Here is a 15,532-nt window from a genome sequence, read left to right as displayed (position 1 = left end):
ACGTACAGATGACTGTTACGCTGATCAACCCGATTGCAATGGAAGAAGGTCTGCGCTTTGCGATCCGTGAAGGCGGTCGTACAGTGGGTGCCGGTGTTGTTGCGAAAATTCTTGACTAATTAGTAGAATTTTCCTTGCCAGCTGTTGGGGAGGTCACTATAATGTGCCTCCCTATTATGCAGTAGGCCAGTAGCTCAATTGGCAGAGCAGCGGTCTCCAAAACCGCAGGTTGGGGGTTCGATTCCCTCCTGGCCTGCCACCTCCAGTCGGAAGTGGCGTCACATAGCGTAAGCTTACCTTTTTAAGCCGAGGCTTCTTAGCGTGAACACAAAAGTACAAGCTGAAGAATCTAAATATGACAGCCTTAAGTGGGTAGCTGTTGTAGCGATTATAGTTGCAGGCGTAGTCGGGAACTCTGTGTTCTCGGGCGAATCGCTGTTATATCGAGTGCTGGCACTGCTGGTGCTTGCTGTTGTGGCTGGTTTTATTGTGCTGCAGACTGCAAAAGGCCGCACCTGGTATAAGTTGTTTAAAGATGCCAAGGGTGAGATGCGGCGTGTAGTATGGCCGACGCGCCAGGAGACATTGCAGACAACGCTGATGGTGTTGGCAGCAGTGTTAGTGGTTGCGCTCATGCTCTGGGGCATGGATACATTCCTCGGCTGGATAGTTTCCGGTACGATAGGCTAGGGGTACACGCATGAGTACAGAAGAAAAAAAGCGTTGGTATGTAGTGCATGCCTATTCCGGCTACGAAAAGCGGGTGATGAGTGGTCTTAAAGAACGGATCGAGCTGCACTCTATGCAGGATCTCTTTGGTGACGTGCTAGTGCCCACCGAAGAAGTGGTCGAAATACGTGACGGCAAGAAACGTAAGTCTGAGCGTAAGTTTTATCCCGGCTATGTGCTGGTGAATATGGTTATGAATGATGAGACCTGGCATTTGGTGAAAAGTACACCAAGAGTGCTGGGTTTTATTGGTGGTACGGCTGATAAGCCAGCGCCGATTACCGAGCGCGAAGCGAATGAAATTCTGCAGCGTGTTGAAAGTGGTGCAGATAAGCCGCGTCCGAAGACAGTGTTTGAGCCGGGTGAGATGGTGCGTGTCACCGAAGGGCCATTTGCTGACTTTAACGGTGTGGTTGAAGAAGTGAATTACGAGAAGAACCGCTTGCAGGTTGCTGTGCTGATCTTTGGCCGCTCAACCCCGGTAGAGTTGGAATTCCGTCAGGTTGAGAAGGCCTGAGTCTATTTTCATGATGCCTGGTCGGTTGTGATCAGGCAGTTTTGTGTAACGAAGGGGAGCCGTAAGGCGTTTGCACCCAAAGGAGTAGCTTAATGGCTAAGAAAATTAATGCTTATATCAAGCTGCAGGTTAAAGCCGGTCAGGCTAACCCAAGTCCACCAGTAGGTCCGGCTTTGGGTCAGCATGGTGTTAATATCATGGAGTTCTGCAAAGCGTTCAACGCGGCGACTCAGGGTATTGAGCCAGGTCTGCCAACACCTGTAGTTATCACTGTATACAGTGATCGCAGCTTTACTTTTATCACCAAAACCCCACCAGCTTCGATTCTGCTGAAAAAAGCAGCGGGTCTGAAAAGCGGTTCTGCGCGTCCTAACACTGAGAAGGTTGCTACTGTGACTCGTGCTCAGGTTGAAGAGATCGCCACTGCTAAAATGCCGGATCTGACCGCTGCTGATATGGATGCTGCTGTACGTACTATCGCAGGCAGTGCGCGTTCAATGGGTATTATTGTAGAAGGTGAAGAGTAATGGCTAAGCTAACTAAGCGCCAGAAGGCGATCAGTGAGAAACTCGTAGCTGGTAAACTCTACCCGGTACAGGATGCTGTTGCTGTGCTGTCTGAAGTGTCTACAGTTAAATTTGTTGAATCTATTGATGTGGCTGTAAACCTGGGCGTTGATCCACGTAAATCGGATCAGGTTGTTCGTGGTTCTACTGTACTGCCACACGGTACCGGTAAAGATGTTCGTGTTGCTGTGTTTGCGCAGGGCGAAAATGCCGAAAAAGCTAAAGCCGCTGGTGCAGATATCGTCGGTTTCGAAGATCTGGCAGAACAGGTTAAAGCCGGTAATCTGGATTTTGACGTAGTTATCGCCACGCCTGACGCTATGCGTGTTGTCGGTCAGTTGGGTCAGATCCTCGGCCCACGTGGTCTGATGCCTAACCCGAAAGTCGGTACAGTAACTCCAGATGTGGCCACGGCTGTTCAGAATGCCAAGGCTGGTCAGGTGCGTTTCCGTACTGACAAGAACGGTATTATCCACTGTTCAGTCGGTAAGGTTGGCTTTGCAGCTGATGCAATCAAAGAAAATATCGAAGCGCTGGTAGCGGATCTGAAGAAACTGAAACCTTCTTCCTCTAAAGGCGTTTATGTAAAGAAAGTAACCCTGTCCACTACTATGGGCCCGGGTGTAGTAGTTGATCAGTCTTCATTGAGCTGATTTTAACTACAACGTTTTTGAGGGTCTTCGTGACCTGTCAGACAGATACGAAGACCGTCAAAGACCGCAGGTGAGGTATGACTCAGGTTGTACCTCTTAATGGTTTAACCGGCCTGCGCAGACGGTGAAGATTCAAACGAATCAGTACCACCGTACTCACCGCCTGAATCAAAAAGGTTCAGGTGTTTGGTTTGGTAAATGGTCGAAAGACTCAATCCAGGAGTAAATCGTGGCATTAGGACTCGAAGACAAAAAAGCGATCGTCGCTGAAGTCCAGGAAGCTGCTAAATCAGCTGTGTCTGCTGTTGTTGCCGACTCTCGCGGTGTATCTGTTACAGATATGACGGCGTTGCGTAAGCTGGCCCGTGAAAACGGTGTCTGGTTGCGTGTAGTTCGTAACACACTGGCACGTCGTGCCCTGGAAGGTACCGACTACATGTGTCTGCAAGACACTTTTGTAGGTCCTTCTATTATTGCATTTTCTACAGAGCATCCAGGTGCGGGTGCGCGTATTCTGAAAGAATTTGCCAAGGGTAACGAAAAGTTTGAGCTGAAAGCTGCAGCCTTTGAGGGTGAGAAAGTTGACATCTCCCTGCTGGCAAGCCTGCCAACTTACGACGAAGCAATTGCCAAGTTGATGAGCGTCCTCAAGGAAGCTTCTGCTGGCAAGCTGGTACGTACACTGGCAGCTGTTCGCGATCAGAAAGAGCAGGCAGCCTGATTGCCTAACGGCAAGCTGTCTGATTAAGCGTTTAATGGGCTAAGCCCGAAAGTAATTCAGGAATCTATATAATGTCTCTGACTCAAGAAGATATCATCAATGCAGTAGCTGAAATGTCTGTAAAGGACGTTGTTACTCTGATTGAAGCTATGGAAGAAAAATTCGGTGTATCAGCTGCTGCTGCAGTAGCTGCTGGTCCTGCGGCTGCTGAAGTAGCTGAAGAACAGACTGAATTCAACGTCATCCTGGCTGAAACTGGTGATAAGAAAGTTAACGTAATCAAAGCTGTTCGTGGCGCTACAGGCCTGGGTCTGAAAGAAGCTAAAGAACTGGTTGACGGAGCGCCTGCTACAATCAAAGAAGGCGTTTCTAAAGACGAAGCTGAAGAACTCAAGAAAGCACTGGAAGAAGCCGGCGCTAAAGTTGAGCTCAAGTAATCGCTTTAATGCGCTGCAGGCAGCGTAAACTGCTTTGAAAGCGTATGGCTGGTGGCCGTGAGCCACCGGCCTTTTTCCGTTATTGAATGACAGCAAACAGATAACGGATCTACAGACTGGAAGATCCCCTTCTGGGCTGGCTTCTCAACTAGGTGCACATGCTGGGGAACACTGATGGCTTATTCATATACTGAAAAGAAACGTATTCGTAAGGATTTCAGCAAGCTGAACCAGGTAATGGATGTTCCATTCCTGCTTGCTACACAGCTGGACTCTTACCGCAAGTTTCTGCAGCAGGGAGCGGACGCGCAACAGCGCGACGAGACCGGACTCCAGGCAGCATTTAATTCTGTTTTTCCAATTGTTTCCTATTCCGGAAATGCGGCACTGGAATACGTTGGTTACCGCCTCGGTGAACCCGTTTTTGATGTCAAGGAGTGCATGCAGCGGGGTATCACTTATGCCGCGCCACTTCGTGTCAAAGTGCGTCTGGTAATCTACGACCGTGAATCGTCAAGTAAAGCGGTTAAGGATATCAAGGAACAGGAAGTCTACATGGGCGAAATGCCCCTGATGACAGATAACGGTACCTTTGTTATCAATGGTACTGAGCGTGTAATCGTATCGCAGCTACACCGTTCACCGGGTGTATTTTTTGATCACGATAAAGGCAAAACCCATTCATCGGGTAAATTGCTCTATTCAGCGCGTATTATTCCTTACCGTGGTTCATGGTTGGATTTCGAATTTGATCCAAAGGATGCGCTATTTGTGCGTATCGACCGTCGTCGTAAACTGCCGGCCTCGGTGTTGTTACGTTCACTGGGTTACAGCACTGAAGAGATTCTGGAAATCTTCTTCGAGAACACCGGTTGGAACTTTGAAGGTGATCAGATCTGGATGGATCTGGTACCTGAGCGTCTGCGCGGCGAAACCATGTCCTTCGAGATCAAAGATCCTGAAGGTAATGTGATTGTTGAAGCGGGTCGTCGTATTACCCCGCGTCATACCCGTCAGATGACCCAGGCTGGCATGAAGCAACTGCTGGTTCCGGCTGAGTACCTCAGCGGCAAAGTGCTGGCAAAAGATATGGCTGATCCGTCAACGGGTGAAGTGATCGCTATTGCCAACACCGAGATCACTGATGAGCTGATTACCCGCATGCAGGTAGCAGGTATAGAGCGTTTTGAAACGCTTTATACCAATGATCTGGATTGTGGTCCTTATATTTCCGATACGCTGCGTATCGATACCACCCGTAATCAGATTGAAGCGTTGGTAGAAATCTACCGCATGATGCGCCCGGGCGAGCCGCCAACTAAAGAGTCGGCAGAAGGCCTGTTCGAGAATCTGTTTTTCTCGGAAGAGCGTTATGACCTGTCAGCTGTTGGTCGGATGAAGTTCAATCGTCGTCTGGGTCGTGAAGCTGAAGTCGGTAGCCCGATTCTGGAAAAAGATGACATCCTCGATGTCATGAAGACCTTGATAGGTATTCGTAACGGTAAAGGTATCGTCGATGATATCGACCATCTGGGTAACCGTCGTATCCGTTCAGTGGGTGAAATGGCTGAAAACCAGTTCCGCGTAGGTCTGGTGCGTGTCGAGCGTGCGGTACGTGAGCGTCTGAGCATGGCAGAAGCGGATAACCTGATGCCTCAGGATCTGATCAATGCCAAGCCAGTTGCGGCTGCTGTTAAGGAATTCTTCGGTTCCAGCCAGTTGTCCCAGTTTATGGACCAGAACAACCCGCTGTCCGAGATTACTCACAAACGTCGTGTTTCCGCGTTAGGCCCAGGCGGTCTGACCCGTGAGCGTGCTGGCTTTGAAGTACGTGACGTGCATCCAACCCATTATGGTCGTGTCTGCCCGATCGAGACCCCTGAAGGTCCGAACATCGGTCTGATCAACTCTTTGGCGGTTTATGCACGTACCAACGATTATGGCTTCCTGGAAACCCCTTATCGCCGCGTATTGGATGGTAAAGTTTCTGACGACATCGATTACTTGTCGGCCATTGAAGAAAACAACTTTGTTATCGCTCAGGCATCCGCCAAGCTGGATGACAAAAATTGTCTGGCCGAAGATCTGGTTGAAGTACGTCATGCCAACGAATTTACCGTTATGCCGCGTGACAAGGTCCAGTATATGGACGTGTCTGCACGTCAGATCGTATCCGTAGCGGCCGCACTGATTCCGTTCCTTGAGCACGATGACGCCAACCGTGCGTTGATGGGTTCGAACATGCAGCGTCAGGCTGTACCCACACTGCGTGCCGAGAAGCCGCTGGTAGGTACAGGTATTGAGCGTAGCGTAGCACAGGACTCGGGTGTGTGTGTGGTTGCAACTCGCGGTGGTGTGATTGAGTCTGTTGATGCCAGCCGTATCGTGGTACGTGCCAATGACGATGAAACAGCCATGGGCGACGCCGGTGTCGACATCTATAATCTGACCAAATACGTGCGTTCTAACCAGAACACCTGTATTAACCAGCGCGCCATCGTGCGCCCAGGTGAAAGCGTAGCCCGTGGCGATATACTCGCCGATGGTCCTTCGGTGGATATGGGTGAGCTGGCACTGGGTCAGAATATGCGTATCGCCTTCATGCCCTGGAATGGTTACAACTTCGAGGATTCCATCCTCATTTCCGAGCGTGTCGTCGAAGAAGATCGTTTTACCACTATCCACATTCAGGAACTGACCTGTGTGGCGCGTGACACCAAACTGGGATCCGAAGAAATTACAGCGGATATTCCTAATGTCGGTGAAGCAGCACTGGGTAAACTGGACGAAACCGGTATTGTGCATATCGGTGCTGAAGTAGGCCCAGGCGACATTCTGGTCGGCAAGGTCACCCCTAAGGGTGAAACCCAGCTGACCCCGGAAGAAAAACTGTTACGTGCCATCTTTGGTGAAAAAGCCTCTGATGTTAAAGATACCTCCCTGCGTGTGAAGGGCGGCACTATCGGTAAGGTTATCGATGTGCAGGTGTTTACCCGCGATGGTGTGGAAAAAGATGCTCGTGCGGTTTCCATCGAGAAGTCTGAGCTGGATAGCATCCGTAAAGACCTTAACGATGAGTTCCGTATCGTTGAAGATGCGACTTTCGAGCGTTTGACTAAAGCACTGGTCGGTCTGAAAGCCGAAGGCGGTGCCGGACTGAAGAAAAGCGAAACGATCACTGAAGAATTCCTTAGTAGCTTAAAGCGTTCTGAGTGGTTCAAAATTCGTCTTGCCGATTCTGAAGTACAGGACATGCTGGAACAGGCGCAGAAGCAGCTTGAAGAGCGTCGTGAAAACCTGGATAAGCGTTTCGAAGACAAGAAAGGCAAGCTGCAAACTGGCGATGACCTGGCACCGGGTGTGCTGAAAATCGTCAAGGTTTATGTTGCTACCAAACGTCGTATCCAGCCAGGTGACAAGATGGCGGGTCGTCACGGTAACAAAGGTGTTATCTCGGTCATCATGCCGGTTGAAGATATGCCTTATGACGAAAACGGCGAGCCGATCGATATCGTACTCAATCCGCTGGGTGTACCGTCACGTATGAACGTCGGTCAGATCCTGGAAACCCACATGGGTGCGGCAGCCAAGGGCTTGGGTCGTAAGATCAACACCATGCTGGATATTGAGCGTGCCAAGGCTGAAAAAGTCAAAGACGTTCGTGACTTCCTGGGTCAGGTGTATAACGCCGAACATGCTGGCTTGCCACTGGGTCGTCGTGAAGATCTGGAAAGTTTCAGTGATGCCGAGATTCTGGAATTGGCGAATAACCTGCGTAAGGGCGTGCCTTTGGCCTCGCCAGTATTCGACGGTGCCAAGGAAAGTGAAATCAAAGCCCTGTTGCGTTTGGCCGATATGAATGACAGTGGTCAGGTGACACTGTATGACGGCCGTACCGGTGATAAATTCGACCGTCAGGTCACCGTAGGTTACATGTACATGCTCAAGCTCAACCACTTGGTTGATGACAAGATGCACGCACGTTCTACCGGTTCTTACAGCCTTGTTACGCAGCAGCCGCTGGGTGGTAAGGCACAGTTCGGTGGACAGCGATTCGGTGAGATGGAGGTCTGGGCATTGGAGGCGTATGGCGCGGCTTATACGCTTCAGGAAATGCTCACCGTTAAGTCAGATGACGTCAATGGTCGTACCAAAATGTATAAAAACATTGTGGATGGCAACCATCGTATGGAGCCTGGCATGCCAGAATCGTTTAACGTATTGATCAAGGAAATTCGTTCTCTCGGTATCGATATCGAACTTGAAAGCGATTGAGACCTAAACTGATCACATCAGGTGGCGCCCCTTGCGGGCGCTTCCCCAGAGAACTCCGTGAGGAGCTATAGACAATGAAAGATTTGCTGAATCTGCTCAAGAATCAGGGTAAAACTGAAGAGTTTGACTCTATCCGTATCACCCTGGCATCACCGGATATGATCCGTTCCTGGTCTTACGGTGAAGTTAAGAAGCCGGAAACCATTAACTATCGTACCTTTAAGCCGGAACGTGATGGTTTGTTCTGTGCCAAGATCTTTGGCCCGATCAAGGATTACGAGTGCCTGTGCGGTAAATACAAACGCATGAAGCACCGCGGCGTTATCTGCGAGAAGTGTGGCGTTGAAGTGACCATGACCAAAGTGCGCCGTGACCGTATGGCGCATATTGAACTGGCTTCACCGGTAGCTCACATTTGGTTCCTGAAATCTCTGCCGTCCCGTATCGGCTTGATGATGGACATGACGCTGCGTGATATTGAACGCGTGCTCTATTTTGAATCCTTTGTAGTGATCGATCCGGGTATGACTACCCTGGAGCGTGGACAGCTGCTGAATGACGAGCAGTACTTTGAAGCGCTGGAAGAGTTCGGCGACGAATTCGATGCGCGTATGGGTGCTGAAGCGGTTCAGGAGTTGCTGGGCTCTATCGACCTCGAAGGCGAGTGTCAGCGTATGCGTGAAGAAATTCCGCAGACCAACTCTGAGACCAAGCTGAAGAAACTGTCCAAGCGTCTGAAGCTGATGGAAGCCTTCCTTAAATCCGGTAACAAGCCGGAGTGGATGATTCTAAATGTGCTGCCAGTTCTGCCACCGGATCTGCGTCCGTTAGTACCGCTGGATGGCGGCCGTTTCGCTACGTCTGACCTGAACGATCTGTACCGTCGCGTAATTAACCGTAATAACCGTCTGAAGCGTCTGCTGGACCTGAATGCGCCGGATATTATCGTACGCAACGAGAAGCGTATGTTGCAGGAATCGGTTGATGCGCTGCTGGATAACGGTCGTCGTGGTCGTGCCATTACCGGTTCTAACAAGCGTCCGCTGAAATCCCTTGCCGATATGATCAAAGGTAAGCAGGGTCGTTTCCGTCAGAACCTGCTGGGTAAACGTGTCGACTATTCGGGTCGTTCGGTTATCGTGGTCGGTCCGTCACTGCGTCTGCATCAGTGCGGTCTGCCGAAAAAAATGGCACTGGAACTGTTCAAGCCGTTCATTTTCTCCAAGCTGGAATTGCGTGGTCATGCGACGACCATCAAAGCCGCCAAGAAAATGGTTGAGCGTGAAGAAGCACTGGTCTGGGATATACTCGATGAAGTAATCCGCGAACATCCGGTGTTGCTCAACCGTGCACCGACACTTCACCGTCTGGGTATTCAGGCATTTGAACCGGTACTGATCGAAGGTAAAGCTATCCAGCTGCACCCGCTGGTTTGTGCGGCTTACAACGCCGACTTTGACGGTGACCAGATGGCCGTTCACGTGCCACTGACTATCGAAGCACAGCTTGAAGCCCGTGCCTTGATGATGTCTACCAACAACATTCTGTCACCCGCCAACGGCGAGCCGATCATCGTGCCATCGCAGGACGTGGTTCTGGGTCTGTATTACATGACCCGTGAGCGCGTTGCAGCGGCCGGTGAAGGTATGTTGTTCAGTGATATCAAAGAAGTCACCCGTGCCCACGGTGCTGGTCAGGTTCACCTGCAAGCCCGTGTCAAAGTGCGTATCCGTGAACTGATTCGTGATATTCACGGCAATGTTGAAGAGATCATTGCGGTTCGTGATACCACTGTGGGTCGTGCATTGTTGTTTGATATCGTTCCCGATGGCCTGCCGTTTGAGCTGGTTGATCAGGCGATGAAAAAGAAAGCCATCTCCAAACTGTTGAACGAAGCCTATCGTCGTTGCGGTCTGAAAGAAACGGTTATCTTTGCCGATCAGCTGATGTACATGGGCTTCCGTCAGGCGACCTTGTCAGGCGCCTCGATTGGTGTCAATGACTTCGTTATCCCGGATGAGAAGCCGCGGATTATTGCTGAAGCTGAAGCTGAAGTGACCGAGATTGAGCGTCAGTTCGCTGAAGGTCTGGTCACGCACGGTGAGAAATACAACAAGGTTGTGGATATCTGGTCGCGTGCCAACGAAGTGCTGGCGAAGCGCATGATGGACAACCTGAAAGTCGATCTGGTGACCGATGCTGATGGTAACCAGGTTGAGCAGGAATCGTTTAACTCCGTGTATATCATGGCTGACTCAGGTGCTCGTGGTAGTGCGGCACAGATACGTCAGCTGGCCGGTATGCGTGGTTTGATGGCCAAGCCAGACGGCTCGATCATCGAAACGCCGATCATTGCCAACTTCCGTGAAGGTTTGAACGTACTGCAGTACTTTATCTCTACACACGGTGCGCGTAAGGGTCTTGCCGATACAGCATTGAAAACAGCTAACTCCGGTTACCTGACACGTCGCTTGGTTGACGTAGCGCAGGATCTGGTTATCACTGAAGTAGATTGTGGTACCGAGAACGGTGTTCTGGTGCTGCCGATCATTGAGGGTGGCGATATCATCGTCAGTCTGGGCGAGCAGCTGCTGGGTCGTGTCGTCGCAGTAGATGTGCTGAGCCCAGTCACGGGTGATGTATTAATCGAGAAGGGTACCCTGATCGATGAGGCCTGGGTTGATCGTCTGCACACAGAAGAAGAGCTCAGCAAAATTGATGAAGTGCTGGTACGTTCTGCCATTACTTGTGATGCTAATCAGGGTGTTTGTGCTAGCTGTTACGGCCGTGATCTTGCACGTGGCCACCTGGTTAACCAGGGTGAAGCTGTGGGTGTTATCGCTGCACAGTCAATCGGTGAGCCGGGTACACAGCTGACCATGCGTACCTTCCATATCGGTGGTGCGGCATCGCGGGCAGCCGCAGTTGACAGCATCCAGGTGAAAAATGGCGGTATTGTACGTCTGCATAACTTGAAGTACGTAGAACGTACTGACGGCAACCTGGTAGCAACCTCACGTTCCGGTGAACTGGGTGTAACGGATGAGCACGGTCGTGAGCGCGAGCGTTACAAGCTGCCTTACGGTGCGATGATCAAAGTGCGTGAAGGTGCAACGGTTGAAGCCGGCGCCATCGTCGCTAACTGGGATCCACATACGCATCCAATCGTCTCTGAAATCAAGGGTAAAATTGTATTTGCCGGGCTGGAAGATGGTATTACCGTCAAGCGTCAGACTGACGAATTGACCGGTCTTTCCACTATCGAAATTCTGGAAGGCAAGGACCGTCCTCAGGCAGGTAAAGATATTCGTCCGCTGATCAAGCTGGTCGATTTTGACGGTAAGGATCTTTGCTATCCGGGTACAGAGATGCCAGCACAGTACCTGTTGCCGCCTAAGGCGATCGTCAACCTGAACGATGGCGCCGAAGTGCAGATAGGTGACGTTCTGGCACGTATTCCGCAGGAAGGTACGGTCAACAAGGATATCACCGGTGGTCTGCCACGTGTGGCCGATCTATTTGAAGCGCGTAAGCCAAAAGAGTATGCCATTCTGGCCGAAATCTCCGGTGTGGTGACCTTTGGTAAAGAAACCAAAGGCAAACGCCGTATCGTGATCACCCCGCATGACGGCAGTGATCCGGTAGAGATCATGATCCAGAAATGGCGTAACCTGAACATCTTCGAAGGTGAGTCGGTTGAGAAGGGTGAGGTTATTTCCGATGGCCCATCTAACCCGCACGATATTCTGCGCATTCTGGGTGTTAATGAACTGGCTAAGTATATCGTCGCTGAAATTCAGGATGTATACCGTCTCCAGGGTGTAGGTATCAACGACAAGCACATCGAAGTGATTGTGCGTCAGATGGTCCGTAAGGTTGAAATTGTCGATTCCGGTGATTCTGACTTTATCCAGGGCGATCAGGTTGAATACATTGCCGTACGTAATGAAAATGCACGACTGGTCGAGGAGGGTAAATTCCCGGCTAGATTCGAGCGCGTACTGCTGGGTATCACCAAAGCATCGTTGGCAACTGAGTCGTTTATTTCGGCGGCCTCTTTCCAGGAAACAACCCGCGTACTGACCGAAGGCGCCGTGAATGGCAAGAGCGATTACCTGCGTGGTCTGAAAGAAAACGTTGTGGTGGGTCGACTGATACCAGCCGGTACCGGTCTGGCCTACCACAGTGAGCGCAAACGCAAACGTCGTATGAGCTCCGAAAGTGGTACAGTGAGTGCGGAAGAAGTCCAGCAGGCACTGACCAAAGCACTGAATGCGTCAATGTCTGGCTCTGATTAAAAAACAGACAGTAATTGACGATTGGGGCGGGAATTAGGTAAACTTCCCGCCCTCTTGTTGACTGAGTAGGAATACTCAGTCTTTTTATATGCTAAAACCAAAGGTGGAGAGTTTGCTGAATGGCAACAATTAACCAGTTGGTACGTAAGCCGCGTAAACGCAAAGTACAGCCAAGTGACGTTCGTGCACTGGAAGCTTGTCCTCAGCGTCGTGGTGTTTGTACCCGTGTTTATACAACCACACCGAAGAAGCCTAACTCAGCGCTGCGTAAGGTCTGTCGTGTACGTCTGACCAACGGCTATGAAGTGTCTTCTTATATCGGTGGTGAAGGCCACAACCTGCAGGAACACTCTGTTGTTCTGATTCGTGGTGGTCGTGTAAAAGACTTGCCGGGTGTGCGTTATCACACTGTACGTGGCGCGCTTGACTGTTCCGGTGTTAATGACCGTAAACAGGCTCGTTCCAAATACGGTACCAAACGTCCTAAGTCGTAATAAGTCGTTAAACGGCAAAGTTGTCACAGTCAGGCCTTTTTCAAAAACGCATGCTGTTGCGCTAAACCGAACTGACGATAAGAGTAAGGGCAGGTGTCTAAGACATCCTGGCTAAACCTGAAGACCTTTTAATTGATTGAGGGCTTATCATGCCTAGAAGACGCATAGCTGCGAAGCGCGAAATACTGCCGGATCCTAAATTCGGTAACATCACACTGGCTAAATTCATCAACCATCTGATGGTCAGTGGCAAAAAATCTGTTGCAGAAAGCATAGTTTATGGCGCAATGGATAAAGTACAAGAGCGTACTAAACAGGATCCGCTGGAACTGTTTGATAAAGCACTTGAAACAGTTCAGCCCGTAGTAGAAGTAAAATCCCGTCGTGTCGGCGGTGCCACCTATCAGGTACCTGTCGAGGTTCGTCCTTCACGTCGTATGGCTTTGGCTATGCGTTGGTTGGTCGATTCTGCGCGTAAGCGTGGTGAAAAATCCATGGCGTTGCGCCTGGCTGGAGAGCTGGTTGACGCTTCTGAAGGGCGTGGCGCAGCTGTTAAGAAACGCGAAGACGTGCACCGTATGGCTGAAGCTAACAAAGCTTTTGCTCACTACCGCTTCTAAACTTCAGAGGATAACGTCGTGGCTCGTAAAACACCGCTATCCAGATACCGTAACATTGGTATCTGTGCGCACGTAGATGCTGGTAAAACCACCACTACGGAGCGTGTATTATTTTATACAGGTTTGTCTCATAAGCTGGGTGAGGTGCATGACGGCGCCGCTACCACTGACTGGATGGAGCAGGAGCAGGAGCGTGGTATCACTATCACCTCGGCTGCCATCACCACTTTCTGGAGTGGTATGGGCAAACAGTTTGAAGAACACCGTATCAACGTCATCGACACCCCTGGGCACGTTGACTTCACTATCGAAGTAGAGCGTTCTTTGCGCGTTCTCGATGGTGCGGTTGTGGTGCTGTGTGCCTCTTCAGGCGTGCAGCCACAGACTGAAACAGTTTGGCGTCAGGCGAACAAGTACGAAGTTCCCCGCATGGTGTTCGTCAATAAGATGGACCGTGCTGGTGCAGACTTCTTCCGCGTTGAAGAGCAGCTGAAGAAGCGTCTGAATGTAAATACTGTTGTGCTGAACTTCCCCATCGGTGCCGAAGATGACTTCAAAGGCGTTGTTGACCTGATTGAAATGAAATCAATCATCTGGAGCGAAGCCGATCAGGGTATGACCTTCTCTCTGGAAGAGATTCCTGCTGATCTTCAGGATCGTGCTGAAGAATTGCGTGAGAAGTTGGTTGAAGCCGCGGCTGAAAGCAATGACGAGCTGATGGAAAAGTACTTGGGCGGTGAAGAGCTGACCAAGGAAGAAATCAAAGCCGGTTTGCGTTCACGTACCCTGGCTAATGACATCGTCCTGATGCTGGCCGGTTCTGCGTTCAAGAACAAAGGTGTTCAGGCTGTCCTGGATGCGGTTGTTGAATACCTGCCATCGCCGACTGAAGTTAAGGCGATCGAAGGTGAGCTGGACGACAAAGACGGTACAGTGGCAACGCGTGAAGCGGATGATAGTGCACCTTTTGCTGCGCTGGCATTCAAGATTGCTACCGACCCCTTCGTGGGTACACTGACGTTCATCCGCGTTTACTCGGGTGTTCTGAAGTCTGGTGACAGCGTTTATAACTCTGTTAAAGAGAAAAAAGAACGCGTGGGTCGTATGGTGCAGATGCATGCTAACTCACGTGAAGAGATCAAAGAGATTCTCGCGGGCGATATCGCCGCGGTTATCGGTCTGAAAGATGTTACTACGGGTGATACCCTGTGTAGTCTGGATGACAAGATCGTTCTGGAACGTATGGAATTCCCAGATCCGGTTATTTCGGTTGCTGTTGAACCTAAGTCCAAAGCTGATCAGGAAAAAATGGGTATCGCACTGAGCAAGCTGGCTCAGGAAGATCCTTCTTTCCGTGTGGCTACAGACGAAGAAAGCGGCCAGACCATTATTTCTGGTATGGGTGAGTTGCACCTGGATATCATCGTCGATCGTATGCGTCGTGAGTTCAAGGTCGAAGCCAATATCGGTAAGCCACAGGTTGCGTACCGTGAGAAGATCCGTAAACCGGTTGTTGCAAACCATAAGTTTGCCCGTCAGTCCGGTGGTCGTGGTCAGTACGGTCATGTCGTCGTTGAGTTCAGTCCGAGTGATGAAGAAGGGCTGGAGTTCATCAATGAAGTCGTGGGTGGTGCGATTCCTAAGGAATACATCCCTGCGGTGCAGAAGGGTATCGAAGAGCAGATGAAAAACGGCGTCATTGCCGGTTATCCGCTGATCGGCCTGAAAGCGCGTCTGTATGACGGTTCGTTCCATGAGGTTGACTCCAACGAGATGGCGTTTAAAATCGCTGCATCCCAGGCACTGAAAAAATATGCCCAGGAAGCAAGCCCTTGTCTGCTTGAGCCGATGATGAAGGTTGAAGTGGTGACTCCTGAGGAGTACATGGGTGACGTGATGGGTGACCTTAACCGTCGCCGTGGCTTGGTACAGGGTATGGAAGATACCGTATCCGGTAAAGTCATCAATGCTCAGGTTCCACTGGGCGAGATGTTTGGTTATGCAACTGATCTTCGTTCTGCTTCGCAGGGTCGGGCAACTTACTCTATGGAATTTGATTCCTACAGTGAAGCACCGCAGAACATAGCCGAAGCTGTTACTAAACAGAATTGATTTAGCAATTACTTGATTAAGAGGATTTAGCCGTGGCTAAGAAAGCTTTTGAACGTAACAAGCCGCACGTCAACGTAGGAACCATTGGCCACGTTGACCACGGTAAAACA

Annotated in this window: 12 protein-coding genes, 1 tRNA gene and 1 pseudogene; all 14 read left to right on the top strand. The window is 50.5% G+C overall.

Annotated elements, in window-relative coordinates; translation table 11 throughout:
• Nucleotides 1-119: hypothetical protein (locus ACN0R1_RS20125; RefSeq protein ID WP_417585964.1), on the top strand; the 119-nt coding region annotated here is incomplete at its 5' end.
• Between the two features lie 64 nt (nt 120-183).
• Nucleotides 184-259 (top strand) — tRNA-Trp (locus ACN0R1_RS20120).
• Between the two features lie 62 nt (nt 260-321).
• Nucleotides 322-690: a preprotein translocase subunit SecE gene (secE, locus tag ACN0R1_RS20115; RefSeq protein ID WP_417585963.1), complete on the top strand. Its 369-nt coding sequence runs from the start codon at nt 322-324 to the stop codon at nt 688-690.
• A 10-nt stretch (nt 691-700) separates the two neighbouring features.
• Nucleotides 701-1,246: a transcription termination/antitermination protein NusG gene (nusG, locus tag ACN0R1_RS20110; protein WP_417585962.1), complete on the top strand. Its 546-nt coding sequence runs from the start codon at nt 701-703 to the stop codon at nt 1,244-1,246.
• 92 nt (nt 1,247-1,338) lie between these two features.
• A complete protein-coding gene (gene rplK, locus ACN0R1_RS20105; protein ID WP_036524689.1) occupies nt 1,339-1,773 on the top strand; it encodes a 50S ribosomal protein L11 in 435 nt (144 codons plus the stop codon).
• Nucleotides 1,773-2,465: a 50S ribosomal protein L1 gene (rplA, locus tag ACN0R1_RS20100; RefSeq protein WP_417585961.1), complete on the top strand. Its 693-nt coding sequence runs from the start codon at nt 1,773-1,775 to the stop codon at nt 2,463-2,465. Before rplK ends, rplA begins: the two co-directional genes overlap by 1 nt.
• Nucleotides 2,466-2,694: 229 nt before the next feature.
• Nucleotides 2,695-3,186, top strand: a complete 492-nt coding sequence (gene rplJ, locus ACN0R1_RS20095) for a 50S ribosomal protein L10 (protein ID WP_417585960.1) — start codon at nt 2,695-2,697, stop codon at nt 3,184-3,186.
• A gap of 71 nt (nt 3,187-3,257) precedes the next feature.
• On the top strand, nt 3,258-3,623 hold the full coding sequence (rplL, locus tag ACN0R1_RS20090; protein ID WP_036524681.1) for a 50S ribosomal protein L7/L12: 366 nt from the start codon (nt 3,258-3,260) through the stop codon (nt 3,621-3,623).
• A gap of 174 nt (nt 3,624-3,797) precedes the next feature.
• A complete protein-coding gene (gene rpoB, locus ACN0R1_RS20085; RefSeq protein WP_417585959.1) occupies nt 3,798-7,898 on the top strand; it encodes a DNA-directed RNA polymerase subunit beta in 4,101 nt (1,366 codons plus the stop codon).
• 74 nt (nt 7,899-7,972) lie between these two features.
• Nucleotides 7,973-12,196, top strand: coding sequence for a DNA-directed RNA polymerase subunit beta' (gene rpoC, locus ACN0R1_RS20080; RefSeq protein ID WP_417585958.1), 4,224 nt, complete (start codon nt 7,973-7,975; stop codon nt 12,194-12,196).
• Nucleotides 12,197-12,315: 119 nt separating this feature from the next.
• Nucleotides 12,316-12,690: a 30S ribosomal protein S12 gene (rpsL, locus tag ACN0R1_RS20075; protein ID WP_036524675.1), complete on the top strand. Its 375-nt coding sequence runs from the start codon at nt 12,316-12,318 to the stop codon at nt 12,688-12,690.
• Between the two features lie 149 nt (nt 12,691-12,839).
• Nucleotides 12,840-13,310 (top strand): 30S ribosomal protein S7, encoded by a 471-nt coding sequence (gene rpsG / locus ACN0R1_RS20070; protein WP_036524672.1) that lies wholly within the window; start codon nt 12,840-12,842, stop codon nt 13,308-13,310.
• A gap of 18 nt (nt 13,311-13,328) precedes the next feature.
• Complete coding sequence (gene fusA / locus ACN0R1_RS20065; protein WP_417585957.1) at nt 13,329-15,422, top strand: elongation factor G; 2,094 nt, start codon at nt 13,329-13,331, stop codon at nt 15,420-15,422.
• A 32-nt stretch (nt 15,423-15,454) separates the two neighbouring features.
• Nucleotides 15,455-15,532 (top strand): annotated as a pseudogene (locus tag ACN0R1_RS20060) (elongation factor Tu); the annotation flags it as partial.

Origin of the sequence: Nitrincola sp., from assembly GCF_048264025.1 — a bacterium.
GTDB lineage: Bacteria > Pseudomonadota > Gammaproteobacteria > Pseudomonadales > Balneatricaceae > Nitrincola.
This window is presented reverse-complemented; position numbering and strand designations above follow the sequence as displayed.